Source organism: Blautia sp. HCN-1074 (genome assembly GCF_037890165.1).
In the GTDB taxonomy this organism is placed as follows: domain Bacteria; phylum Bacillota; class Clostridia; order Lachnospirales; family Lachnospiraceae; genus Blautia_A.
Map to the genome: position 1 here is coordinate 134,362 of NZ_JBBKBP010000003.1, position 26,845 is coordinate 161,206.

The window sequence follows — 26,845 nt, forward strand, 5'->3', positions numbered from 1 at the left end:
ATTTCTTTTAGTATAAGGCTTTTTTATTTATTTATCAACCCTGGCGGCAGGATTTTCATTTACCCGGTAACAGGTTTATTCCTCTTCTGGAGTTTCCGTTTCAGTCTGGCTGATATCTTTTTCAATTCCCAGATATGGCAGGATATTTTCAAAGATACTCCGGATCACCGGCGCTGCAATCGTTCCTCCATAGTAAATTCCCTGCGGATTATGAATGATGCATAATCCCAGCACCTGTGGGTTCTCTGCCGGTGCAAATCCAAGGAATGATGAAATATAACGATTTGCACTTCTCGGAAGTGTCTGTGATGTAGCTGTTTTTCCACCAATAGAATAGCCTTCTATCTTTGCGTTCTTTCCGGAGCCCTGCGACACTACTGTCTCCAGGATTCCCCTTACTTTTTTCGAAGTTTTCTCAGAAACAATCCCCTCTTTTACGGGAAATTCCAGCTTCTTTCCTTCTGTGCCATCCGGATTTAAAACTGCTACCCCGAAATGTGGAGTTATGCGCCTGCCGCCATTGATCAGAGAACTTACCGTTGTCGCAAGCTGGACCGGCGTGATCTGAAATGACTGTCCGAAAGAGACGGTTGCCAGTTCTACTTCTCCCATATTTTTCTTCTGATGCATAATCGTACCTGCCTCTCCGGGCAGATCTATCCCCGTTTTGTCCAGAAGGCCAAACTGTCTGAAATATTTATAGTAACGATCAACTCCCAGCCTCAGTCCTACTTCAATAAACACTGGATTACAGGAGTTCTGCGCTCCCTCCACGAAATTCTGTGAACCATGCCCGATTCTTTTTGCACAATGAATTCGTCTGTCTTCTACCAACTTATATCCCGGACAATAGAAACGGTCATTCGGCGTTACAACTCCCGCTTCCAGTCCTGCAGACATCGTAATAATTTTGAATGTGGAACCTGGTTCATAGGTATCATTCATGCAGGGATTTCTCCACATTTGATTTAACAACTCCTGTTTTCTTTTCGACTTTGTCTTTGCCGCTATCTGTGCTGCTGTCTGTTCAGTTTCTTTTTCTATTGTCTGTTCTTCCCGCATATCTAACTTTGCCTGCAAATCTTCATTCAATGTAAACGGATCATTCAGGTCAAATTCCGGCACATTCACGCACGCGTAGATTTCTCCATTCTGCGGATTCATAAGCAGAATGGATACACGCTCTGCCTGCTTCTCTTCCATCACCTTCAAAGCAGCCTGTTGCGCATATTCCTGGATATTCGCATCGAGGCTGAGTATCAGGCTTTTTCCCTCTTCCGGGTCCTGCCTTGTCTCCCCAAGTTTATCAATTTCCACTCCTCTGGCATCTGTTGTCGTCAGGATTTTTCCGGGTTCTCCCTTTAATATGTCCTCATATTTTACTTCAAGACCGATAATTCCCTGGTTATCCCCTCCTGTAAAACCGATTACCTTTGAAGCCAGACTTCCGTATGGATAATAGCGTTTATAATCCTCGTCAACCTTCACACCTGCCAGATTACTCTCCCTTATTTCGTCCCCCACACTTTTCTCTACATTTGTTTTTACTCTTTCTATGGAAGAAACTTTTTCTACCCGTTTACGTACTGTCGCTTCATCCATTTTCAGTTTCTGAGTCAATAAAGCAATCACCTTTTCCGGCTCTTTGATCTGACTGTGGATCACAGAAATCGTACAGACTGTCCTGTTTGATGCCAGCACGTTTCCTTTTGCATCCAAAATCTTACCTCTGGCAGCCTTGATGTCACGTTCTCTCTCATGAAGATCTTTCGCTTTCTCATAATAGTGATCTGATCTGAAACACATAAGGTATACAAGTCTGCCAATCAGGCCTGACATCATCAGAATGCAGCATACAAATACCACCCATATCTTTTTCTTATGAAACGTCATATTTTTTTTCATAAAAAAGTCCCGCAGAGATTGTCACATTAATATATGACATTACTCTGCGGGGGTATGTTATTTTATGAAATTGCTATAGTTCCAGACAACAGCCATAAACCGTCATAAATAATTCCTTATTCCAGTCCGGCTTCTTCGTTTGTGATGCCATCACTCTCTGCATTATTATCCTGTGTTGTCTCCGCCTCATCATCTTCCAGCGGTGCAGGTGCATCCGGATTGGAAACTGCATCTCCGGAGGAGTCTGTATCTGTACTTCCTGCAGCAGAAACCAGATTTGTGGACATCTTATAATTTCCATTATCATCTAAAATATGATCTCCGTTAGCATCTAACAGATATCCATTTTCATCAATTCGGTTTCCATCCCAGTCAATAAGATTTCCATCTGCGTCTTCCAGGTTTCCGTCACTGTTCAGTGCGCCGCCTGAAACACTCTTTAAGTGTCCTTTAAAGCCTTCCCATAACTCTGTCTCCGGTACTGTTCCATCTTCTGATTCATCCGGTGTTACATTCAGATAAGGCAGGAGTTCAGAAAGAATTCCCTGTGCAATATACTGTGGATAAGTACTGTTTGCCTGATCATCAACATTCGGCTCATCGACTACTACATAGATTACAACTGCCGGATCATCGACAGGTGCAAATCCAATAAAAGAAACCAGATATTTGCCATTTCCTCGAGGATATTTCTCGGCTGTACCTGTTTTACCACCTGAACTGTAACCCTGTACTTTAGAATGGCGGCTGGTACCCTGCTGTACACTTAATGCCATGTAACTTCTGATATCACTTGAGATTCTTGAAGAAATCGTCTGTTTCAGAAGTGTTGGCGTAATCGTTTTTACTGTACTGCCATTGCTGTCCAGAATTTTTGTTACCAGATGTGGCTGATAATAATATCCGCCATTGATAACAGAACTCATTGCATTTACTTCCTGGATCATTGTGCAGGTAAATCCCTGGCCGAAAGCTGAGCAGGCAAGCTCTGTCTCTCCCATGGAATCTTTCGTATGGATAATGCCGGCGCCTTCATTTGGAAGGTCGATCCCAGTTCTCGTTCCGAAGTTAAACAGACTCTGCGCCTTGATAAACTGGGTAGCTCCCATCTTGGCGCCAATCTGCATCATCGCATCATTACAGGAGTTGGCGATTACTTCGCCCAGTGTTTCCGTACCATGTGCACTTGGATAAACCGCACATTTAATCATGGTATCTCCGAAAGTCTGAGAACCATCACACACGAATGTATCTGTCTCCTGAATTGCACCTTTTTCCAGTGCAGAAGCCATAACGATCGGTTTTACTACAGATCCCGGTTCATAGGCATCTGTCACACAGAAGTTGCTCCACATACCATTTAAAGCCTCAACCGTTTCCTCATCATTCATAGCTTTAATTTCATCTTCAGTATATACATTAGATAAATCTCGCGGATTATTCAGATCATAACGGTCACCGCCATCCATGGCAATAATCTCACCAGTGGAAGGATTCTCGACAATAACACCGATATTCTCGGCTCCCATTGCTTCTTTAAATCCATTGACATACTTCTCAACGATCTGCTGTGCCCCGATATCAATGCTTGTCTGAATACTCTTACCATTTACAGCAGGAATGATTGTCTGTTCTACGTCTGAATCATTATTGATATATCCATACTGTCTTCCATCCACACCTGTCAGCGTGCTGTTATAATATCCTTCCAATCCGATATCTGCAACATCTCTGTCCAGTGCAAACCCAACCGTATCACAGGCAGTTTCATTAAACGGATAACTTCTCAGGTAATCTTCCTCAAACCAGATACCTTTGATGTCATCTCTCTCTTTTGCCTGTGCAGCTGTGAGTCCCGAATCCTCATCTTCAGCCTTATATGCCTCAAATTCTTTCTTCTTATCCATAGATAACTGTTTCATCAGAATCTGATACTGGCTCTTGCTCGTTCTTGAATCTGACAGAAGAGAGCGCACCGTTTCTTCGTCAATTCCCAACACTTCGTTTAACGCCCGAATCGTCGGCTCTACGTAATCCTCATCGGAATTTACTGTTTTACAATCCAGGATCACATTATAAACTTTATTGCTGGTGGCCAGGATATTTCCGTTTTTATCATAAATATCGCCTCTTTTTGCCGGCAGTACCTGACTTTCATATTTCTGCTGAGCCTGGCTTAATACCTGTTTCTTATATTTTCTTCCATCAGTAGCATTAATAAATGTAATTCTTAGTATTAATACTACTAAAGCCAGTAATACTAGTCCAAATAGTATTACCAGCTTCTCTTTCATCTTTTGATTTATTTTTCTCTTAGGTTTTCTGCGGCCTCTTTTTCGTGTATTACTCAATTAATCACCTACTTTGAATCTGGTATATCCTGATACTGTCTCACATAGCTGTTGCCGGATGTAGAATAGGTTACTGTCTGATCATCTGATGGATATTTCATTCCCAGTCTTCCCAGTGCAGTCTGCTTGATCTGATTCAGATCCACATTAGATGTGACCTGACTGTAATATGCATCATTATCTTCTTTTAAGCTTGCCAGCTCTTCCTCAAGGGATGCGACTGTACTCATTTTCGCTGTGATCTCCGATTTATACCGCAGATACTTCACAGAGCAAAACAATATAGCTACACACATAACAGCCAGAAATGCTACAAATCCCCAGTTCATTGCTGCTGCTTTCTGTCTGTTCTTCTGTGCTTCTTTACTTAACTGATGTTTCTGCTTTGGTACCGGTGCCGGCTGGGCCTGCACCCTGCGGTTTCGATTCGGCTGCTGTTTTCCCGGATATGGTCTCTGCGGCTGTCTGGTTCTCTCCGGAACTTCCGCAAGTCGTCTGACCGTATTTCCCTCAACATACATTCCTCTGTTTACTCTGGCATTGTTCCTGCTTCTTCTAGCTGTTTCAGTCCTGGTCGTTTTCGCCATTTCATGCCTCTCTAATTATAATACTCTCTCAAAAATTCTAAGCTTTGCACTCTTAGAACGCGGATTTTCTTCCATCTCTGTCTCCCCGGGAAGAATCGGCTTTCTTGTGATCACTTTTCCCTTTGATTTCTTTCCACATACACATACCGGGAAATCTGAAGGACATGTACATGGATTCTCATTTTTTCTGAAAATCGTCTTAACGATTCTGTCTTCTAGTGAGTGAAAAGTGATGATGCAAAGTCTTCCTCCGTCATCAAGGATATCAATCATTCCATCCAGTGAATCTCTCAGTACATCAAGCTCCCTGTTAAGTTCAATTCGGATTGCCTGAAAAGTTCTCTTAGCGGGATGTCCTGATTTCACCTGCATCTTCATTGGGATAGATTCCCTGATGATCTCTGTGAGTTCTCCGGTCGTAGTGATCGGCTTCACCTGCCTTGCGGCAACTATATGTTTTGCGATGTTCTTCGCAAATTTATCTTCACCGTAGTCACGAATGATACGGTATAACTCTTTCTCTTCATAGCCATTGACAATATCACTGGCTGTCTGCATCTGGCGCTGATCCATTCGCATATCAAGCGGCGCATCTACCCTGTAGGTAAAACCGCGCTCCTCATTATCAAGCTGATAGGAAGATACTCCAAGGTCAAGTAGAATCCCGTCGACTTTGTTGATGCCTCTTGCTGCCAGTTCCGGTACCATGTAACAATAATTGCTGCGAATGACAGTAGCCTGTTTAAAGGGTGCTAACCTCTCACTCGCAGCAATTATCGCATCTTGGTCCTGATCTATGCCAATAAATCTCCCCTTGGCAGAAAGCTTCTTACATACCTCACGGGCATGTCCCGCACCTCCTAAAGTGCCATCCACGTAGATTCCGTCTGGTTTGATATTCAAACCTTCAATGGTCTCTTCCAGTAATACAGATTTGTGTTTAAATTCCATATCCGTCTCCTGTCTGGATTTACTCTGCAAGATACTTTAAACGATTCCTGATTAAATAGTGATTCCCAGGTCCTGCATGCTCTCTGCAATGCTGTCCATGTCATCATAATTACAGTTCTCGCTCCACTTTTCTTTGCTCCAAACTTCGATCCTGTTCAGATTACCAGTCAGAACTACATCCTTCTCTAAACCTGCAAATTCACGCAGAGTCTGCGGTACAAGGATTCGCCCCTGTTTGTCCAGTTCGCATGTAGTTGCTCCGGCAACAAAAAATCGTGAAAAAGTTCTCGCATTTTTATTTGTAAGTGGTAATGCTCTGAGTTTCATTTCAAAGGATTCCCATTCATCCATCGGATAAATAGAAAGACAGCCATCAAGTCCTTTTGTCAAAACAAACTCTTCCCCTAAGAGTTCCCTGAATTTAGAAGGAATGATCAGGCGCCCCTTCGCGTCGATCGTGTGGTTATACTCTCCCATGAACATGTTACTCACCTACTCTCACGAAATCTGATTCTCCCCTTCAGATTTCTCAGGTGGTAATGGTCTTCTCTGCCATTATTCCCCCATTCACCACCACTATTCACCACTTTCTACCACTTATGTGTTTATTCTAAACTATTTAGGCTGAAAAAACAAGGGGGAGAAACAGATTTTTGAAATTTAGAACTCTGTTAACATTTATGAAATAACCTTATTTTTAAGAAAAAATATAAATTTTATACGTAAAAAGTGGGATGAAATACCACTTTCACCCCACTCAACTTTCAGATCTGTTGTTTTTTATACATCTTCTTTAGAATTTGTGGGAGAATTTCCCACATGTTGCCTCCACTCTTCTGGAATATGTGCATATTCTGAGTTTTCCCAGTTCACATTTTCATCCGAATCTTCTGATTTTTTTTCAGCTACTTTTGTCTGCGTTTCTTTTTTATCAGCATTTTTATTCTTCTCAAGCTGATCATTTATCTCTGATGGAATACTCTGCACATCTTGCTTCTGTTCTTCTGGTAGATTTTGTATTTCCTGATTTCTGTCTGCATCCGCCTGCATCTTTGTCTCTGATTCTGCATTCTTACTTATGTCTGTATTCTCATCTATATCTGCATTCAGATGTTCCTTATTTAACTTCAACAGGCTGACCTCTTTATCAGTACCTGACTGTGCTTTTATTTTCAGTTCGGTACTGACTTCAGAAGTATCTTTCTGCTCCTCATTCTCTTTTTTCCGGATTTCATCCAGCAGAAAACGTTTTCTCCTCCGCCTGCGTATGGCATCTCTTTTCTGTGTCATCACTCCACGCACGATCACTACCGGTGTGCAGATGATGAACAATGCCGCAGAAATTATCAGAGAAATTCCCAGTTTTGTTCCCGGAATATAAAGTTTATCTGTTCTGAGCCATTCGAAGAAGAATCTTCCGAGACCATATCCTGCCAGATAGATCATAAATAATTCCCCCTCAAATCTTTTCTTCCTTCTAAGAGCCAGTAATAACAGCAATAAAATCAGGCACCACAGACTTTCATAGAGAAAAACCGGTTGTACCTGAATATATGAAATCCCATCTACAGTCAGCAGATTATCACGCATATTTCCGGAAACTTCCCCCGAGCGCACAGCAGAAAGTGGAAGCTGCATTACCCATGGAAAATCTGCATATTCTCCAAAGGACTCTCTGTTAAAAAAATTTCCCCATCGTCCGATTATCTGCCCCAGAAGAATTCCCAGACTTGCAATATCCGCTGCCCGCCAGAATGACATCTTTGCAAGTTTGCAAAATACTGCCGCTGCACAGCAGCCGGCAAGCAGGCCTCCATAGAAAGCATATCCACCATTTCGAAAATCCAGGATTTCATTTAAATTTCCCTTATAAAGTTCCCATGAAAAAGCCACATAAAACAGCCTGGAACCGACCACAGAGAACAAAAGCGAAATAATCGTCATATCCAGATATTTATTCTGGTCTTCCCCACTTCGTTTCGCCTCAAGTGTCACAAGCCCCATCCCCAGAAGTGCACCGATTGCGATCAGCACACCATAAATGGTAAACTCCATTCCAAATATCTGAAATGAACGGGGCACATAACTCAAAACCAGGTCAAGTCCCGGAAAACGTATCGACATTTCCATATATCACCCGTTTATTATACATTGAAACGGAATAAAATTACATCTCCATCCTGTACAATGTATTCTTTACCTTCCATTCTTACAAGACCTTTCTCTCTGGCGCCTGCATAGGAACCGCAGTCCAGAAGATCCTGATAATTTACAACTTCAGCTTTGATAAATCCTCGCTCAAAATCTGTATGGATCTTACCTGCTGCCTGAGGAGCTTTTGTACCGATCTTAATGGTCCATGCTCTTGTCTCATCTTCACCGGCAGTAAGGAAACTCATCAGTCCAAGGAGATGATAACTTGCTTTTACAAGTTTCTCAAGACCAGATTCTGTTAATCCAAGATCTTCGAGGAACATTTTCTTTTCATCTTCATCCAGTTCGGAAATCTCTTCTTCGATCTCTGCACAGATTACAAAAATCTCACTGTTCTGTTCTGCCGCATATTTGCGTACTGCCTGTACATGCGCATTATTCGCACCGTCATCAGCCAGATCATCCTCTGCAACATTTGCCGCATAGATCACTGGTTTCCATGTGAGCAGATTGTAAGTAGCCATCCAGCCTTCTTCATCTTCGCTCTCAAGTTCCATAGTGATTGCCATCTTGCCATCTTCCAGATGAGCTTTTACTTTCTGAAGGAAATCAAGTTCCTTGGCAGCCTCTTTGTCCATACGTGCTGTCTTTGTAACTTTAGCGATTCTTCTCTCAAGAATCTCAAGGTCTGAGAAGATCAGCTCAAGGTTGATTGTTTCAATATCACGAAGAGGATCAATACTTCCATCTACATGGATGACATTTGAATCCTCGAAGCAACGTACCACATGAACGATTGCATCTACCTCACGGATGTTTGCAAGGAACTGGTTTCCAAGTCCTTCACCTTTGGATGCTCCTTTTACAAGCCCTGCGATATCTACGAATTCAATCACAGCAGGTGTCACTTTTTTAGAATGATAAAAATCACCCAGAAGTTTCAGTCTCTCATCCGGCACAGTAACGACACCTACGTTCGGGTCGATCGTACAGAATGGATAGTTTGCGGATTCTGCTCCTGCTTTTGTCAACGAGTTAAATAATGTACTTTTTCCAACGTTTGGTAATCCAACAATTCCCAGTTTCATCTCTTTAATATTTCTCCTTTTAATGTACTGATCTTATGATAATCGCATCAGATCAAATTGTATGATGGCAAAGGCAAAAGAGCCCTTTACTTTTGTCATCTTTTATATTTTTACACAAATACTTTCATTATTTTATCATAACCCCTTATGATGTGCAAGTTGCTGTTCACTGCACATGTGACAATATCGGCGATACAAGAGATATGAAAAATAAAATGAAGCAGGGGACTTACCTGATTCGGTTAATCTCGCGACATAATCATAAGAAGTGTCCCTGATTCGTAAGTTACTTTTGCATATTCCTCACTGATTTCATTGCTGACTGTCAGTCCGCTGTCAGCAGTTGTCAGGTGGTATTTATCCAGAGGATATTTAAATCCTTCCAGTGTCAGACCTGTCACATCTCCTCCCAACGGGAAAAATGACACGTACTTTCCAAACTGTTCTGCTTTTTTAAGAATTGTTCCGCTGGGGATGAGCTTCATGTAATTATAGCGATCTGCCAGTGCCACCTCTGTGTCCTGTTTCTGCGCCAGGATGAGCAGACCGAAATTCGCCATCAGATGATCTACTCTGTTTCCTGTCACGCCGAGGATCACAATTTCTTTCGCGCCATTTTGGATTGCATAGTTCATTGCAGACTGTGTATCGGAATCATCCTTCTCAGGACGCAGACGCACGACTTCGACTACTTTTCCTTCACCTTTTTGCAATTTCCACTCCAGCATCCCACCGTATGGAATATCTTCGTTTTGCATTTCCAGAAAATTTTTTCCATCCTCCGAAAGGCTGTCAAAGTCTCCAATCACTACATCCGGTAAGATCAGATAATCCAGAAAGAACTCCAGACCGCGGTCCGCCGCGATCAGACGTATATTTTCTCTTCCGGCTTTTTCTATATTCTTTTTTAAAAAATAGAGGGCAAAATCACTCTGGATATTGCCCCCGCTTACAATTATCGTATCTATCATGCTGTTCCTCAGTCAATTTTTCTTATGATCTCATCCATCTGTTCTTTTGCATGTTTTACATTTTTCTCCAGATTGCCCTTGAAAACATAAGAACCGGCTACCAGCAGATTTGCACCTGCTGTCAACACTGTTTCCATTGTCTCATCATTGATTCCGCCATCAACCTGAACATCTACATCCAGATTCTCAGCTTCGATCAGTTCACGTACTTCCTTAATTTTCTCTGTGCATTCATCCATATATTTCTGTCCGCCAAATCCCGGCTGTACAGTCATAATAAGAACCATGTCCACATCCTGAAGCATATGACTGATGTCATTTACAGGCGTAGCAGGTTTGATAGAAATTCCTACTTTCACACCGGCTTCACGGATCTGTTCAATTGTTCTCTCTAAATCTTCACATGCTTCTGCATGCACTGTAATAGAATCTGCACCACATTCAACAAAGTCTCTGATATATCTCTCAGGCTCAGTCACCATAAGATGTACATCAAAGAACATCTTTGATTCCTTTCGAATAGACTTGATCACCGGCATTCCAAAAGAGATGCTTGGTACAAAATCACCATCCATAACATCAATATGGAGCCATTCGATCCCTTCCTTCTCCAGAATTTTAATCTGTTCGCCCAAACGGTTAAAATCTGCCGATAAAATAGAAGGGCACAACTGATACATAATTAGAATCTCCTTTTCTCTTTTAATTCGTCATAAAGTCCCAGGTAATCTTCATATCGAAGCTGACTGATTTTGTGTTCAGCCAACGCTTTCTTTACGCCACAGTCCGGTTCATGGATATGCCTGCATCCCTGAAATCTGCACTGATCTTCATATTTACGAAACTCCGGAAAATAATCTTTAAGCTCCTGTTCTTCTATATCCGTAAGGTATAAAGAAGAAAATCCAGGCGTATCCATCAGATAGGTGTCATGTCCTACCGGAATTACCTGCGAATGGCGTGTCGTATGTTTTCCACGCTTTAACTTCTTACTTATTTCCCCTGTTTCCATCTGTACATTTTCCTGCAATGCATTAGTAATTGAGGATTTTCCCACACCTGAAGGACCGGCAACTACTGTTGTCTTTCCCTGGAGAATCTCCCGGATTTCATCCAGTCCGTCTCCGTTGAAAGTGCTGGAAAAAATCACATGATATCCACAACTCTTATATGTCTCATACAAAAGTTCCAGTTCTTCCTGTTTTGCGAGATCTTTCTTATTAAAACATATCACTGCCGGAACTTCTTCCTTCTCCATCATGATCAGGAAACGATCCAGCAACATAAAATTAGGTTTCGGATTCTCCATTGCAAAAATCACAAACGCCTGATCTACATTGGCAACCGCCGGACGGATCAGTGAATTTTTTCTGGGAAGGATGGCAGTTACACTGCCCTCCTTCTCCTGTTCATCCAAAACTTCAATTTCCACGTTATCCCCGACAAGAGGTTTCTGTTTATCTTTTCTGAATATTCCTTTGGCTTTGCATTCATAAATCTCATCATTCTCTGCATAGATGTAATAAAATCCTGCAATCCCTTTAATTATCTTTCCCTGCATGGATTACTCTGCCTTAGCGAACGTAATGGAATAATTTCCAAGTTCCTGATAAGTTCCGTTAATCTGCTCGGACAGATATAAAGTACCTTCACTGATACCAGGTGCTCCTGTGATATCCAGATCATATGGGAACTGTATTACCTGATCTTGCAAAACAACAGATGCTGTCGGTGTTCCATTTACATTCTGAATCAGTTCCAGACGGACCGGGCCACCTGTATATCCTGCCGGAGTATTCAGAGTCTGGGTACATTTCCACACTTCTCCTGCTGCCACAGCCGCGCTGTTATCTGTTGATGCAGTATCAGTTGTCTGTGCTGCACTGTCTGATGTACCTGCTGCATTTGCAGTATCCGTATTCTGCACAGATGCAGGATCCTGATCTCCCGTACTTACTGTGATCACAACATTAACTGTATCCGGATCTTCCCAGTTGCCAGCTTCCGGTTCCTGAGAGATTACCTCTCCGGCAGCTACATCTGTACTTCTTTCCTCTTTTACTTCTACATTGAGGAATTTACCAAAAGTAGTAACTGCATCATTCTTTGTCATTCCGACAACACTCGGAACTTCTACACTGTCACCATAGTCAACACCCCGGCTGACAACCAGTGTAACTGTATCACCTGCTGAAACAGATGCTCCGGCATCCGGAGTTGTAGAATATGCATATCCAGGATCAACAAGCGGAGTGCCATCATCATTTAATTCGCTGTATTCTTTCTGAACATTAACGGTCAATCCCATATCTTCAAGAGTCTGCTGTGCATCCACACCAGTCTGTCCATCTACATCAGGAACTGTGATCTGCTGCGCACCCTTACTGATATAATATTTAATGGTCGTATACTGTTCTACCTTACTTCCCTGTGGAATATCCTGGGAAGAAATCGTTCCCTTCGCCTGAGTGGAAGCTTCCTCACCCATCGGCTGGATACCAAGTTTCATATCTTTTGTGATATTCTTTGCCTCATCCTCTGTCTTTCCTACGAGATTCGGTACAGTAACCATTCCGTCATCGTCAGTTTTCGATGTATCTGTTGTTTCTGTCTTTGTCTCTGTCTGACTCTTGCTTCCAAGTAATCCGGATGCTTTTCCTGCAACGAGGATGATTGCAATAAGAATCACAACTCCCAGAAGAAGCACTGCGATCGTCAATCCATGACCGCCGCCTTTTTTCTTCTTCTCAGTCTTTCCTGATTTCTTTCTGCGAGACTTCTCTTCCGGTTCATCATCATAATCAGTCTCATTGATTTCTTCTTCCAGAGCTTCCGGTTCTGATTTCGCGATCTGCTTTGGCATATGCTTGATCTCGCCGAGCTCTTTATCTGAAATTACAACAGTTTTTGCTTCATTATCTACTGATGTCAGAGTTACGAAATCCCCTTGTGGATCAATAAGAGAATGTTTCAGATCTGCGATCACATCCTCCATATTCTGATAACGGCGGTCAACACTCTTCTGTGTACATTTCAGAATGATCTGTTCCAGACTGTGTGGCAGTTCCTCTGTGTAGACACTCGGCGGGACCATCTCTTCCTGAAGATGCTTGATAGCGATTGCTACTGTTGTATCCCCGTCGAATGGAACCTTGCCGGTAACCATCTCATACATGGTGATACCAAGTGAATAAATATCGCTCTTCTCATCGCTGTATCCGCCACGTACCTGTTCCGGTGAACTATAATGAACAGATCCCATTACATTAGAGCTTATCGTATTAGAAGATGCCGCTCTCGCAATTCCAAAATCTGTAACTTTTACCTTACCATCCATAGAGATGATAATGTTCTGCGGTTTCACATCACGGTGTACGATTCCATGACTGTGTGCTGCCTCAAGTCCCATAGACACCTGAATCGCAATACTTGTCGCTTCTTTTACAGAGAGTTTCCCTTTCTTGGAAATATACTCCTTAAGAGTAATTCCCTCTATCAGTTCCATAACAATATAGTAAACGCCGTTGTCATCTCCGACATCAAACACGTTGACTATATTTGGATGTGTCAGAACTGCTGCCGCCTGGGCTTCACTTCTGAATTTGCGGATAAATGTTGTATCCTCACGAAATTCCGGCTTAAGAACTTTTACAGCAACAAACCGATTCAGCTTATGGTCTTTTGCTTTGTATACGTCCGCCATTCCGCCGGTACCAATTTTACCTAATATCTCATAGCGTTCGGCTATGATCGTTCCCGTTTTTAACATGCTTTCACCTCATCTGCGAATGGTTCTATCAAAACAATTGCAATATTATCCTTGCCGCCGTTACGGTTTGCTTCTCTGATAAGTATCCTGCCTTTTTCATCCAGATCTGTATCAGTGTCAGAAATGATTTCCAGCATCTGACTGTCCTCAACCATATTGCTCAGTCCATCCGAACACATCAAAACCACATCTCCTGGTTCCAGTTTCAGATCGAAGAAATCAATATCTACTGTCTTTTCCGCTCCAAGCGCTCTTGTAATGATATTTTTCTTAGGATGTTTTCTTGCCTGCTCTGCATCAAGTTCTCCCATCCTTACCATCTCCTGCACCAATGAGTGATCTTTTGTTATCTGTTGGATCTGTTCGCCGACTACATAAAGTCTGCTGTCACCTACATTTGCCACATAAGCATAATGTCCCACAATCGTAGCAGCTACCATTGTAGTTCCCATTCCTCTCAGTTTTTCATCCTGCTGTGCCTGAGTAAGAATTTCGGTATTCACACATTCAATGGCATGACGAATCACCTTGATTGGATTAAAATCCGCATCCTGGCGGATCTCCTCCACCATAGATGTAACTGCATGGGAGGATGCATAATCTCCTGCATTATGACCACCCATTCCGTCTGCAACGACAAACAGATTCGGAAGATTCCCAACCGGCTCAGCGGAGGCGAACACATAATCCTGGTTCATCTTCCGCTTTTGTCCGACATCAGTAGCTGAATATATCCTCATGTCACTTCTCGCTTTCTGTTTTTTCCATATAACTTTTTCTTAACTGTCCACAGGCACCGTCGATATCACTGCCCATTTCCCTTCTAATAGTAACATTTATTCCACATTTTTCAAGTTTTATTTTGAAATTCTCCACCGCCTGGCGGGTTGAACGCACATAGGAACGTTCCTTGATCGGGTTTACAGGAATGAGATTTACATGACAGTTGATATCTTTGATTCTGCCGGAAAGCTCTCTGGCATCCTCATCACTGTCATTTACTCCCGCTACCAGACTGTATTCAAATGTGATCCTGCGCCCTGTTTCTTCAAAATAATGACGACAGGCCTGCAAAACCTCATCCATACTGTATTTATTGGCAATCGGCATCAGTTCCCGGCGTTTTACATCATTTGGCGCATGAAGGGAAAGTGCAAGTGTCATCTGAAGTTTCTCTTTTGCAAGATCATAAATCTTCGGAACCAGTCCACAGGTGGAAACAGTCAGGTTTCTCTGACTGATATGAAGCCCGCCATCTTCTGTCAGGATATGTATAAACCTAAGAAGATTTTCATAATTATCAAGGGGTTCTCCTGTTCCCATCACTACAACATTTGATACTCGTTCTCCTGTCAGCGCCTGTATCCTGTAAATCTGATCCAACATCTCTGACGGCAGAAGGCATCTGGTCAGACCACCAATCGTAGATGCACAAAATCTGCATCCCATACGGCAGCCTACCTGCGAGGAGATACAGACAGAATTTCCATGTTTATATCTCATCAGAACACTCTCGATCACATTTCCATCACTGAGGCGAAACAGATATTTCTGTGTGCCATCAATCTTAGATGTCTGTACATCCACCACCTCAAGTGCTGTGATCGGGTACTCTTTCAGCTTCTCTCGCAGACTTTTGGAAAGATTCGTCATCTCATCATACGAAGTCACAAGATGTTCATGTAGCCAGCTGTATATCTGCTTAGCCCTAAACGGCTTGTCACCCAGAGCAGTCATCAGTTCCTTTAATTCATCTATTGTCATTGACTTAATATCTGTCATTATTTATTTTCTCCTGAATTTCGCAATAAAGAAGCCGTCCGTTTTGTGTACTCCCGGCAAAAGCTGAAGATATCCAAGCGCTGTCGTCTCTGAATGCAGTTCTTCCGGCAGATATGGATCAATACTCTCCAGTTTAAATGGATGATTATTCATAAACCACATCATATTCTCTTCATTCTCTTCCTTCGCAATCGTACAGGTACTAAAGATCAGCGCTCCACCCGGTTTCACGTACTCAGCGGCACGATCCAGGATCGTCCTCTGTAAGATTACAATCTCTTCCTGCTTCTGCGGAGTTACCCTGTATTTGATCTCCGGCTTCTTGCCAATCACTCCATATCCGGAACATGGAACATCTGCAAGAACAATATCCGCTTTCAGCTCTGAATCCACATCAAATACTGTGGCATCCATCACATGTGCCTGTACATTGATAGAATCTGTTCTGTGAATGTTTTCTTCAATCAGGTCTACCTTATACTGGCTTACATCTCTGGCATCTACGGTTCCATAATCTCCCATTTTATCTCCCACATGGAGACTTTTTCCTCCAGGAGCTGCACACATATCGATAATGTAGTCACCTTTCTGTGGATTGGCAACTTCTGCAACCAGCATAGAACTTACATCCTGCACCTGGATTTTTCCATGGATAAAGGCATCCAGCGCCAGAATATGGTTATAATTTGAAATTTCATATGCATATGGAAGATACGGTGCCGGTTTTACCTCCACTCCCTGATCTATAAGACTCTGATAAATCTCTTCCTGTGGGAATTTATGTGTTCTGCATCTCACAGTGATTGGCTTCTCTGTCAGGAAATCTGCAAGAATTTTCTCTGTCTTCTCTTCACCGTAATCCGCAAGCCAGCGGTTTACCAGTGTTTCCGGCATGGAATATCTGACAGATAAATATCTGACCAGATTCTCCTCCCTGGACGGAAGCTTCAGATTCTTCCATTCTCTTGCAATCGTCCGAAGCACTCCGTTGACAAACGGTTTCAGGCTGTAAAAACCTTTTCTTTGTGCCAGCTTCACAGCCTCATTACATACGGCACTGTCTGGTACGCTATCCATAAAACGGATCTGATACACAGCACTTCTTAAGATTTCCCTGATTACGGGTTTCATTTTATCTACAGTTACTTTTGAATAAGAATCAATTATATAATCTATTAAAATACGATATTCCAGAGTTCCCTCACATACTCTGGTGATAAAAGCTCTCTCCTGTCTTGGAAGGAACTGGTATTTGGAGAGGGCATTACGAATCGCAATGTGACTGTGTTTTCCCTCTTCCTCAATTTCCAGTAAAATCTGTAATATCAGTTCTCTGGTATTTATTCCATTAGTCACGGTCTCTTCCTCCGGCCAGTATGATCAATCTTAAAAGCTGCAGAATAGATGCAGCAAGCGCAGCAACATAAGTAAGTGCTGCTGCTGTAAGAACTTTCTTTGCTCCTTTTACTTCATCTGTTCCAAGCATTCCGGAACTTCCAAGCATTTTCAGCGCTCTGGAAGAAGCATTAAATTCTACCGGAAGCGTCACGAGCTGGAAAAGAACTGCAAAAGTGAACAGTATGATTCCAAGAGTTAAAAGTGGCCGAATAGAGAAAATCAAGCCTGCCAGAAATAATGGCCAGGAAAGTGTTGATCCAATATTCGCCACCGGTACGATCGCAGAACGCAGGTTCAGCGGTACATAGTTTGTTGCATCCTGGATCGCATGCCCGCATTCATGGGCCGCAACTCCAATAGCAGCAACGGATGTTCTGTCATATACATCCTGCGAAAGTGCCAGTCTCTTATTTCTCGGATCATAGTGGTCCGTCAGGCTGCCTGATATCGGCACAACCGTAACATCAGTGATTCCGGCCATATGAAGAATCCTTCTGGCAGCTTCCGCCCCTGTAAGTCCTGATGCACTGCGCACCCTGCTGTAAATAGCAAATGTACTCTTTACCCTTGCTGATGCAGCCAGAGATAACAGCATTCCTATGACCAGTAAAAAATAAGTAGGATCAAAATAATATCCGTACATCTAATCACCCCTTATGATCTGTAAAACAAGTTCCGTTTTCAATATGATATCCACGAAGGAAAGCCTCTGTATCCATACGTTTCTTTCCTTCTAACTGTACTTCTGTAAGAATCAGCGCCCCCTGTCCACATGCGGCATGAATTCCATCTTTATCTGTCAGAAATACCGTTCCCGGTGCAGCATCTGTTTCTTCTGCACTGACCTTACATTTCCATACTTTCAGAGTTTTTCCATTAATAAAAGTATAAGCACTCGGCCATGGATTCAGCCCGCGTACAAGACGTTCCAGCTCTTCTGCCGGTCTGTTAAAATCCATATGTCCCATCTGCTTGGTGATCATGGATGCGTATGGTGTCGGACTCTCCTGTGGCTGTTTCTCAAATTCTGCTGTTCCCTGCTCAATGGATGGCAAAGTTTTGATAAGCAGCTCTGCTCCCGCCTGTGCAAGTTTTCCAAACAGACTTCCGCCTGTTTCTTCCGGTGATAACGGAATCACGATCTTTGAGATCATATCTCCGGTATCAAGGCCTTCTCCCATCTGCATGATCGTAACACCGGATTCTTTTTCTCCGTCAATTACTGCCTGCTGAATCGGGGCTGCACCTCTGTATTTCGGAAGAAGTGATGCATGAATATTAATGCATCCAAACTTCGGAAGTTCCAGAACTTCTTTTGGAATAATCTGTCCAAAAGCAGCAACAATGATGATATCCGGATTGATTTCTTTCAAAGTCTCCAGAAATTCCGGATTATTTCTTACCTTCCGCGGCTGATATACAGGAATCTCATGCATAAGAGCCTCTTCTTTTACAGGTGTCGGCAGTAATGTCTTGCCTCTTCCTTTTGGTTTATCAGGCTGGGTTACTACTGCTGCAACCTCATATCCGGCTTCCACCAGTGCACGTAATGGCGGCACTGCAAAATCCGGAGTTCCCATAAATACTGTTTTCATAATTATATGTCACCTTTTCTTTCTGCTGTGTATTCATACTGACGTATATTTGCATTATTATTGTGTGCCGACAAGTTGATTCTTGAAACAATCTTGCAGGATAAATTTTTTATTTCAAGGCGGAGGAGAGGGGCGTAGCGGTGGCTACGGCGACCGACGACAACGCAGAAATAAGAAATTTAAACGTAAGGTTGTTCAAGAAATCAACTTGTTGGTATACTAGAAATCCGATGCGAATTTATGCAATCAGAATATTATTCCTCATCTTCATCATAAGAAACATGGTGAAGTTCTCCCTCTACCAGCTCTGTATACATATGTCCATCCAGATGATCCAGTTCGTGACAGAATGCACGTGCAAGGAGGCCTTCTCCTTCGTATTCTACCTCATTCATATCCTCATCCTGTGCTTTTACCTTTACATAATTCGGACGTGTTACCTGTCCTGCCATTCCAGGAACGCTTAAGCATCCCTCGTCACCAGTCTGCTCTCCGGATTTCTCAATGATCTCAGGATTAATCAGCACGATCGGGCCTTCTCCTATATCAATTACAACGATACGCTTGAGAATTCCCACCTGCGGTGCAGCGAGGCCAACACCCATCGCATCATACATGGTGTCAAGCATATCTGTAATCAGATCATGGATTCTTGGTGTCATTTTATCCACCGGTCTGCTGACCTTTGTAAGTACTTCGTCGCCTTCTACTCTGATTGTTCTAAGTGCCATTTCTTCATTCTCCTTTTCTTCTGCTTCGTTAATTAACTAAAATCAAACTGTATATATATATTCCTGAAACCGGAATTTATCTCTATATATTTTTCAAGCTGGTCTTTGATTCTGACCAATACCTGATAATCTTCGTGTTTTAAATAAATCACCTGTCTGTAAATATCCTTCACTTTTCCAACTGCCGCAAACGCCGGTCCTATTACATGAAGGTCGTTTTCTTTGTAAATCCTTTGTATGTACAGTTTCAGATAATGCATTGCCTGAACCAGAATCTCATCTGACGGACTCGATCCAAGAACTGCCATCATATGTGCAGCCGGCGGATAATCCATAAGCGTGCGATAACTCATTTCTTCCTCATAGAAAGCCTCATAATTCTGCACCGCTGCTGCCTGGATACTGTAATGATCCGGATGATACGTCTGTATCACTGCTTCTCCCGGTTTCTCACCACGGCCGCCACGTCCTGCTGCCTGACACAAGAGCTGGAATGTCCGCTCTGCGCACCGATAATCCTCTGCATTCAATGACAAATCTGCCGCAACAACACCTACCAGTGTCACATCCGGAAAGTCATGACCTTTGACGATCATCTGCGTTCCAATCAGCACATCCGCCTCATGTCTGGCAAAAGATGCCAGAATCTTCTCATAACTGCCCTTCGTTCTTGTTGTATCAAAGTCCATTCTAAGCGTACGGACTCCCACAAAAGTCTCTCTTACCACTTTCTCGATCTGCTGCGTTCCGGCCTTGAAGCCACCGATATAAGGTGATCCGCATACCGGACATGCCTGAGGTTTTCTGATCTCATATCCACAATAATGGCATAAAAGTCTTTCATTATTATGTTCTGATAACGAGACATCGCAATGCGGACATTTCATCACATGTCCACAGGAACGACAGGAAACAAACCCCGCATATCCCCTGCGGTTCAGAAAGAGTATCACCTGCTCTTTCTTCTCAAACCGGAGTTTCATCTTTTCCCTCAATTCTCTGCTGAGTACAGATCTGTTGCCGGCTTTTAATTCCTCTCGCAGATCTACGATAGATACCTGCGGCATAGGTCTGCTTCCATATCTGGCATTTAATCTGACAAGACCATAAACACCTTTCATTGCCTGACTGTAAGCTTCCACAGATGGTGTTGCCGATCCCATTACGACTCTCGCATTCTCCAGACTGGCTCTCTTAATGGATGTTTCCCTTGCATGGTAACGTGGACTGCTTTCACTCTTATAACTAGGCTCATGTTCTTCATCAATAATGATCAGCCCCAGATTGCCAAACGGCGTAAACAATGCTGATCTTGGCCCGATCATCACCTGAACTTCTCCCCTTTTTGCACGTTTAAACTGATCATAACGTTCTCCCTGGGATTGTCTGGAATTGATTACCGACACCTTATCGCCAAACCTCGCGTAAAATCTGCGCACAGTCTGATAAGTAAGCGCGATCTCAGGAATCAGGACTATTGTCTGTTTTCCCTGGGCGATCGTGCTCTCGATCAATTTCATATATACCTGGGTTTTCCCACTTCCTGTCACGCCCTCAATCAACATTGGACGGGGAAATGGCTTTTCCCACTCTTCCAGAATCTGTTTTACCGCTGTTTCCTGTTCATCCGTAAGAGGCAGTGAATCCTCAGCCACGATATCGCCGGTATTTAATGAATTTCGCATTATTTCATCATATTCTATGCGTATAACGCCCTGCTCCTGCATTTTTTTTACAACAGCAGATGTAGCCCCCAATTCCTTTGAGGCAAAAGTAAAATCCAGTCTCTTCTTCTCAAGAAGTTCCCTCAGGAGTCTTGTCCTTGCCCGGAATCTTGTCTTCTCAAGATCCGCAAGCAGTTTATGCCCCTCCTCTTCCGGAATGTCCAGGCAGATATATTTCTTCTCTTTTGCCTTTATCTTCTCCTGAATGGGAAGTACCGTTTTTAAAGCCTGGATCATAGTAGAACCATAGTTTTCTCTCATCCAGGCTGCCAATGCGATCAGACGGGATTCTGTCGTCTCTTCGCCACTGCTGATCTCACAGATATCTTTTATTTTTTCAGCGTCGATCTTAGGCTCTCTTGATAATCCTGTCACATATCCCTTACGTGGCTGGCTGGCGTTTCCAAAGGGGATGGATACTACCATCCCCACCTTTATCTCCTGCTCTAGTCTTTCCGGTACACGATATTGAAAGCTCCGGTCCAGTTTATCACTGGAAATATCAATTATTATATCAGCGTATATCATGAACTCTTTCCTGTTATTATTTTCCTGCAAGAATATCTGCGATCAGAACACGTTCATCCATCGGATATTTCTTTCCTTTGATTTCCTGATAGTCCTCATGTCCCTTACCTGCCAGAACAATGATATCACCAGGTTCGCCATGATGGATGGCATAGGCGATTGCTTCTTTTCTGTCAGCGATCTCCACATATTTTCCATCTGTTTTTGCCATGCCGACTTTGATATCATCAATGATTGCCTGAGGTTCTTCATCACGTGGATTATCGGAAGTGATAATCGTAAGGTCTGCAAGCTTTCCTGAAACTTCTCCCATTTCATAGCGGCGAAGCTTTGACCTGTTGCCTCCGCATCCAAACAGACACACCAGTCTGTGCGGATGATATTCTTTCAGCGTTGTCAGAAGACTCTCAAGTGCCATTGCATTGTGAGCATAATCAATCATCAGTGTAAAGTCATCAGAAACTTTCACCATCTCGATACGGCCTTTTACTTTCGCTACCTTTAAAGCTTTCAGGATATTCTCCTCTGAAACTTTGAAATGGCGGCAGATTGCAATTGCTGTCAGTGAATTATAAATACTGAACTTACCTGGAATATCAATTTCTACGTGGAAATCCAGAAGTCCTTTTAAATGGTAGGAAATTCCCAGATAACCTTTTCCTCCGACCAGTTTTGCATCTTCTGCGCGAAGGTCTGCTTCCGGCGAAAATCCATAAGTCTCCAGACTGCATGTATGACCTTCTATAAGCTTCTCGAAATGTTCATCATCCCTGTTTACGATTCCAACTTTGCACTGTTTCAGCAATAAGGATTTGCATCTGAGATAATCATCAAAATCTTTGTGTTCATTCGGTCCGATATGATCCGGCTCAATATTTGTAAAGATACCGAAATCAAAGATAAATCCCTGCGTTCTGTGAAGCATCAGTCCCTGAGAAGAAACTTCCATAACAACACAGTCACATCCAGCCTCTACCATCTCATGGAAGTATTCCTGGATCATATAGGATTCAGGAGTTGTATTCTTCGCCGGAATCACTTTATCACCAATGATTGCCTCGATAGTTCCGATCAGACCTACTTTATATCCGGCATTTTCCAGAATGGATTTTACCATATAAGTAGTAGTCGTCTTTCCCTTAGTTCCTGTAATACCGATTGTTTTAAGTTTCTCCGCCGGATGGCCAAAATATGCAGCGGAAATAAATGCCATTGCATATCTTGTATCTTTCACAAGAATAACGGTTACATCTTCCGGTGCTTCTACAGCTTCCTCTACAACCAGTACCTTTGCTCCTTTTGCGATCACATCCGGAGCAAATTTATGACCGTCCACTACCGCACCTCTGATACAGATAAAAAGAGAACCTTCTTCGACTTTTCGGGAGTCGTAAATAACATTCTTTACTTCCTGGTCTGTACTGCCTTGAAGGCATGTATATTCCAGTCTTTCTAATAAGGATACTAATTTCATTTTAATCCTCCATATCATTTCCTGCCAACCCGAAATCTCAGAAGGATTCGGGCGAAGTTTTTTATGATACCAGGATTGCGGGAGCAGCACAGCTGCGGAGCAATCCGTGATATCAAGTTAGGGTCAAAAAACCTTTTGACCCTAACATTATTCTATATAAGAATAGCACACCTCCTCACCCGTTTCAATGTCGTTTTTGGCTTCTCAGATAATAAAACGCACTGATTCCTGACATCACTGCAAAAATCCCCAATACGATATACAATGCTATTTCCGTCTCATCTCCTGTCTTTGGTTTACTTGCAGCGGAATATGCACCGGCAGACTTTGACGCATAGCCATATCCATCGCTGTAAGTCTGCACTGTTACAGGTGTAGGCTCCGGTGTAACGGTCGCTGTATTTGTATTCGTTGTCAGAGTAACATTTGACTGGGATTTCATGATCCGGCTGCCTGTCTCATCAGAAATTACCGTCACCTCATTGACAAGTTCCTGGCTTGTAAAATACTGTGGAATCGTCACTGTCGCATAAAGTGCAAAAGCTTCTCCCGGTGCAATCTGTGGAATCAAGGCCTGTGTTCCATTATTGCTTAATGTTACCCCTTCCTTCTGCACAAATTTCGCCAGAATTCCGGCATTTTGAAATCTCTCTGTGCTAAGAACCGAATGCAGTGTCCGCTCTCCTGTATTTCTGATACAAATCTGATAAGTAATCGTATCTCCAGGATATGCCTGTGTTCTGTCCGCTGTCTTTTCCACTTCAAATGCAGCTTTTAATTCCTCTACTGCCACTTGCGCATCTGTCTGACAACTGATCTCCTCATCTTTGCCCGGATATCCGGTTTTCAAAGTCACCGTATGGATCAGTTCTCCTGACTGATTCTCTGTAAGTTGCAAGTTCATGCGAAGTTTCTTTGTCTCACCAGGCTGTAAAGCAGTAATTACTCCCTGTGCGCTATCTGCCACAAATCCATCCATCTGTTCCCAGGAGGCCTTTATATTCTCCATAGAAAAAGAGCTGCGTACCTCAATATTTTCCAGAGAAAGTTCTCCTGTGTTACTTACTGTTAATACATAAGAAATCTTCTGTCCAGATCGTGTTTTATCCACTTCCGGCTGCAATTCTGCCTCAATCCCTGCCTTTGCCTCTGCCACCTGTAGAGAAGCTGCGTCACTCACTGCAAGCACCTGAGCATTATCCTCTGCCTTTTTCCAAACATAAGCGCCTGGTGTTTCCTGTGTCTGTTCTTTCAAAGACAGTTTATCCTGGCACACCGGATAGGATACCGAAACAGGAGAAATCCGATATTTCTCCCTCAGTGAAACCGGTATTTTAAGACTGAATGTATCTGCTTGTGCATCTTTAACTGGTACTTCGCAGGTAAGTTTCGTAATTTCTGTTTCCTGGCCTTTCTGATTCTGAATTTTCACAGATTCCGCCTGCATATCATACTTCAATCCTGTTTCATCCACCTGAAAATACTCGGATATGTATGCCGTAAGAAAGTATCTGACATCCGAAGCCTGCTGGCTGCTTTCAGGATTCTGACCATCACTTGTTCCCCGACCTTCCTCTTCCGGCTGTTTATGTTCTTCTGCCTGTCCGTTTTCTCCGGCCTGATCATTTTCTTTCAGGTAAATATCTTCCTCACCGTAAACATCTTCCTCATGAGTATCTTCGTCATAAACATCTTCGTCACCTGACGGAACATTTTCCTCCAACTGCATTTCTTCTTCCGCCTGGACCTTTTCATTCATATAGCCATCTTCATCAAGCTGTTCTGTTTCAACTGCCTGTTCGTTCTGTCCGGTCTGCGCATTTTGCTGTTCAGAAATGATATTTCCACTTTTAGTTATTTCTGCATACAGTTCTTTTAACCCACTTAATTCCAGACAAACTTCTGCCTGGAAATTCTTCTCATCTGTCCATTGAGCACTCTGTTTTAACAGAACTTTCTGCTCCTCCTGTGCACTAAATTCCGACGCCGAAGCCACACAATTTCCCACTATTCCTGCCAGAGCAGCGAGTACAGCTGCTTTTTTTAACTGATTCCATATTCTTTTTTTCATAGTCTCAATCTCCTGAAATTCTGTCTCATTTTTTATTCTTATCCAGCGGATATTCACACAAAAATTTCCGCCAATCCATTCCTTATAACATCATTTCATCTTTTGAGTGGTATTATAGTTTACTGTTCACGCGCTTTAATCCTGCAAAGCGCATTACATAAAGCAGCGTAAACAGTAACATATTATGGGTACAGACATACACATTCCCCCTCTCCCAATTGCACAAATAAGAAATCATTTGAAATCATCGCACCGACCCGATGCCTGGAAATATTGCTGTTCCTTTAAACAGCCGTAAGAATGTCACTGTTTACACTGTAAATCAGCAACGTAAGAATATCGGTTCTGCGGAATGCAGAAACAGATCTCACACTACATTCAGTAATGTAACTCTACTTTAGCATGTATCTGACCGGAAAACAAGATACCACTTTTTCTTTTTCGTTTTTGTTTATAATTCTTTTAGAAATTTACCATTTCTTTCAGAGATTCGACATACTTTGAACATATTTTACCCATATAATAGGTCTTGGATAGATGAAAAACCACTCTCTATCTCCCCCCTCAAAAAAATACAACAGCCCTCGCAGCAATGCGGGGGCTGTTTGTAGTTACTGTTTATATTCAATGACACTTTTCTATTGCAATTCTTCTGCCAGTCTTTTATAATGTATTTTATCAATGTGATTGAATATTTAGACAACACGTTACTGTTTACTCCATTCTCAGTAACGCACAAAAATTTCACAATATTAAAGAATCGAGGTATTTCCCATGAGCGAGAAAATTACAGTAGTTGCACTGGGCCACAGAGCATTAGGAACCACCTTGCCAGAGCAGAAAATTGCTGCAAAGAAAGCAGCCAAAGCGATTGCAGACCTTGTAGAAGCAGGAAACCGAGTTGTGATCTCACACAGCAACGGTCCACAGGTCGGAATGATCCACACAGCTATGAATGAATTCGGAAAGGCACATCCGGATTATACATTTGCACCTATGTCCGTATGTTCAGCTATGAGTCAGGGTTATATCGGATATGACCTTCAGACTGCTATTCGCGCAGAGCTGATCTCACGTGGTATCTACAAACCTGTTGCAACTATTCTTACACAGGTTGTAATTGATCCATATGATGATGCTTTCGCAGAACCAGAGAAGATCATCGGACGTGTACTCACCGAGGAAGAAGCAGAAGCAGAAGAGAATAAAGGAAATTTCGTCACCAAACTTGAAGACGGAACTTATAAGAGAATCGTAGCAGCTCCGAAGCCGCAGAAGATTATAGAACTTGAAACAATCCGTACTCTTGTAGATGCAGGACAGATAGTAATCGCTGCTGGCGGTGGCGGTATCCCGGTTATGGAACAGGGAATCGACCTTCATGGTGCAAGTGCGATCATCGAGAAAGATCTTTCCAGCGGACTTCTTGCAGAGGAATTAAACGCAGATACCCTGTTGATTCTCACAAGTGTAGAAAAAGTCAGCTTAAACCTTGGTCAGGACAATGAAGAATATCTTGACACCATCACCGTAGATGAAGCAAAGAAATACATGGATGAGAACCAGTTCGCACCAGGTTCCATGCTCCCTAAATTTGAAGCAGGAATTGCCTTCATTGAAAAGGGTGATGGCAGAAGAACTATTATCACAGATATCTCTCATGCAAAAGACGGATATTATGAAAAGACCGGAACTATCATTAAATAATAAAATATAGAATCCATCATATAAAAAACCAGGGAGTCTTGCAGATAATTTCATTTGCA

The 26,845-nt window shown here is 42.7% G+C and carries 21 protein-coding genes; 1 reads left to right on the forward strand and 20 read right to left on the reverse strand.

Annotated features, from left to right (window positions below; all coding sequences use genetic code 11):
• Nucleotides 1–75 precede the first annotated feature (75 nt).
• The 20 genes from WKT11_RS04495 to WKT11_RS04590 all read right to left on the reverse strand — a co-directional run bounded on the left by WKT11_RS04495 (nucleotide 76) and on the right by WKT11_RS04590 (nucleotide 25,079).
• Nucleotides 76–1,905 carry a peptidoglycan D,D-transpeptidase FtsI family protein gene (locus tag WKT11_RS04495; protein WP_118590486.1) on the reverse strand — a complete coding sequence of 610 codons (1,830 nt, stop codon included), beginning with the start codon at nucleotides 1,903–1,905 and terminating at the stop codon, nucleotides 76–78.
• 116 nt (nucleotides 1,906–2,021) lie between these two features.
• Nucleotides 2,022–4,199, reverse strand: a complete 2,178-nt coding sequence (locus WKT11_RS04500) for a peptidoglycan D,D-transpeptidase FtsI family protein (RefSeq protein ID WP_118590488.1) — start codon at nucleotides 4,197–4,199, stop codon at nucleotides 2,022–2,024.
• Nucleotides 4,200–4,264: 65 nt separating this feature from the next.
• Nucleotides 4,265–4,843 (reverse strand): hypothetical protein, encoded by a 579-nt coding sequence (locus WKT11_RS04505; protein WP_178761100.1) that lies wholly within the window; start codon nucleotides 4,841–4,843, stop codon nucleotides 4,265–4,267.
• A 15-nt stretch (nucleotides 4,844–4,858) separates the two neighbouring features.
• Nucleotides 4,859–5,794: a 16S rRNA (cytosine(1402)-N(4))-methyltransferase RsmH gene (rsmH, locus tag WKT11_RS04510; protein ID WP_117674380.1), complete on the reverse strand. Its 936-nt coding sequence runs from the start codon at nucleotides 5,792–5,794 to the stop codon at nucleotides 4,859–4,861.
• Between the two features lie 51 nt (nucleotides 5,795–5,845).
• On the reverse strand, nucleotides 5,846–6,277 hold the full coding sequence (mraZ, locus tag WKT11_RS04515; RefSeq protein WP_117674379.1) for a division/cell wall cluster transcriptional repressor MraZ: 432 nt from the start codon (nucleotides 6,275–6,277) through the stop codon (nucleotides 5,846–5,848).
• A 297-nt stretch (nucleotides 6,278–6,574) separates the two neighbouring features.
• Nucleotides 6,575–7,918, reverse strand: coding sequence for a prolipoprotein diacylglyceryl transferase (gene lgt, locus WKT11_RS04520; protein WP_243009304.1), 1,344 nt, complete (start codon nucleotides 7,916–7,918; stop codon nucleotides 6,575–6,577).
• Nucleotides 7,919–7,938: 20 nt separating this feature from the next.
• On the reverse strand, nucleotides 7,939–9,036 hold the full coding sequence (ychF, locus tag WKT11_RS04525) for a redox-regulated ATPase YchF (protein WP_117674377.1): 1,098 nt from the start codon (nucleotides 9,034–9,036) through the stop codon (nucleotides 7,939–7,941).
• Between the two features lie 242 nt (nucleotides 9,037–9,278).
• Nucleotides 9,279–10,007 (reverse strand): thiamine diphosphokinase, encoded by a 729-nt coding sequence (locus tag WKT11_RS04530; RefSeq protein ID WP_340282861.1) that lies wholly within the window; start codon nucleotides 10,005–10,007, stop codon nucleotides 9,279–9,281.
• An 8-nt stretch (nucleotides 10,008–10,015) separates the two neighbouring features.
• Nucleotides 10,016–10,687 (reverse strand): ribulose-phosphate 3-epimerase, encoded by a 672-nt coding sequence (rpe, locus tag WKT11_RS04535; protein ID WP_178761097.1) that lies wholly within the window; start codon nucleotides 10,685–10,687, stop codon nucleotides 10,016–10,018.
• Nucleotides 10,688–10,689: 2 nt separating this feature from the next.
• Nucleotides 10,690–11,568, reverse strand: coding sequence for a ribosome small subunit-dependent GTPase A (rsgA, locus tag WKT11_RS04540; RefSeq protein ID WP_117674374.1), 879 nt, complete (start codon nucleotides 11,566–11,568; stop codon nucleotides 10,690–10,692).
• A 3-nt stretch (nucleotides 11,569–11,571) separates the two neighbouring features.
• Nucleotides 11,572–13,776, reverse strand: coding sequence for a Stk1 family PASTA domain-containing Ser/Thr kinase (pknB, locus tag WKT11_RS04545; RefSeq protein ID WP_340282863.1), 2,205 nt, complete (start codon nucleotides 13,774–13,776; stop codon nucleotides 11,572–11,574).
• On the reverse strand, nucleotides 13,770–14,516 hold the full coding sequence (locus tag WKT11_RS04550; RefSeq protein ID WP_117674372.1) for a Stp1/IreP family PP2C-type Ser/Thr phosphatase: 747 nt from the start codon (nucleotides 14,514–14,516) through the stop codon (nucleotides 13,770–13,772). The genes pknB and WKT11_RS04550 overlap by 7 nt, the downstream gene beginning before the upstream one ends.
• Before the next feature lies 1 nt (nucleotide 14,517).
• A complete protein-coding gene (rlmN, locus tag WKT11_RS04555) occupies nucleotides 14,518–15,558 on the reverse strand; it encodes a 23S rRNA (adenine(2503)-C(2))-methyltransferase RlmN (protein ID WP_117674371.1) in 1,041 nt (346 codons plus the stop codon).
• A 3-nt stretch (nucleotides 15,559–15,561) separates the two neighbouring features.
• Entirely contained in the window at nucleotides 15,562–16,914 is a 1,353-nt protein-coding gene (rsmB, locus tag WKT11_RS04560) for a 16S rRNA (cytosine(967)-C(5))-methyltransferase RsmB (protein ID WP_118516567.1), read from the reverse strand.
• Nucleotides 16,907–17,599: a zinc metallopeptidase gene (locus tag WKT11_RS04565; protein ID WP_117674369.1), complete on the reverse strand. Its 693-nt coding sequence runs from the start codon at nucleotides 17,597–17,599 to the stop codon at nucleotides 16,907–16,909. Before WKT11_RS04565 ends, rsmB begins: the two co-directional genes overlap by 8 nt.
• A gap of 4 nt (nucleotides 17,600–17,603) precedes the next feature.
• A complete protein-coding gene (fmt, locus tag WKT11_RS04570; protein WP_117674368.1) occupies nucleotides 17,604–18,551 on the reverse strand; it encodes a methionyl-tRNA formyltransferase in 948 nt (315 codons plus the stop codon).
• 254 nt (nucleotides 18,552–18,805) lie between these two features.
• Nucleotides 18,806–19,282 carry a peptide deformylase gene (def, locus tag WKT11_RS04575; protein WP_117674367.1) on the reverse strand — a complete coding sequence of 159 codons (477 nt, stop codon included), beginning with the start codon at nucleotides 19,280–19,282 and terminating at the stop codon, nucleotides 18,806–18,808.
• Between the two features lie 32 nt (nucleotides 19,283–19,314).
• On the reverse strand, nucleotides 19,315–21,534 hold the full coding sequence (gene priA / locus WKT11_RS04580) for a replication restart helicase PriA (RefSeq protein WP_340282870.1): 2,220 nt from the start codon (nucleotides 21,532–21,534) through the stop codon (nucleotides 19,315–19,317).
• A gap of 16 nt (nucleotides 21,535–21,550) precedes the next feature.
• On the reverse strand, nucleotides 21,551–23,008 hold the full coding sequence (locus WKT11_RS04585) for a UDP-N-acetylmuramoyl-L-alanyl-D-glutamate--2,6-diaminopimelate ligase (RefSeq protein WP_118590491.1): 1,458 nt from the start codon (nucleotides 23,006–23,008) through the stop codon (nucleotides 21,551–21,553).
• A gap of 184 nt (nucleotides 23,009–23,192) precedes the next feature.
• Complete coding sequence (locus tag WKT11_RS04590; RefSeq protein WP_147421026.1) at nucleotides 23,193–25,079, reverse strand: LPXTG cell wall anchor domain-containing protein; 1,887 nt, start codon at nucleotides 25,077–25,079, stop codon at nucleotides 23,193–23,195.
• Between the two features lie 774 nt (nucleotides 25,080–25,853).
• On the opposite strand from WKT11_RS04590, the gene arcC reads away from it, so the two are divergent.
• The gene (gene arcC, locus WKT11_RS04595) at nucleotides 25,854–26,786 is read left to right on the forward strand and encodes a carbamate kinase (RefSeq protein WP_117674363.1); all 933 of its coding nucleotides are present in this window, start codon (nucleotides 25,854–25,856) and stop codon (nucleotides 26,784–26,786) included.
• Nucleotides 26,787–26,845 lie beyond the last annotated feature (59 nt).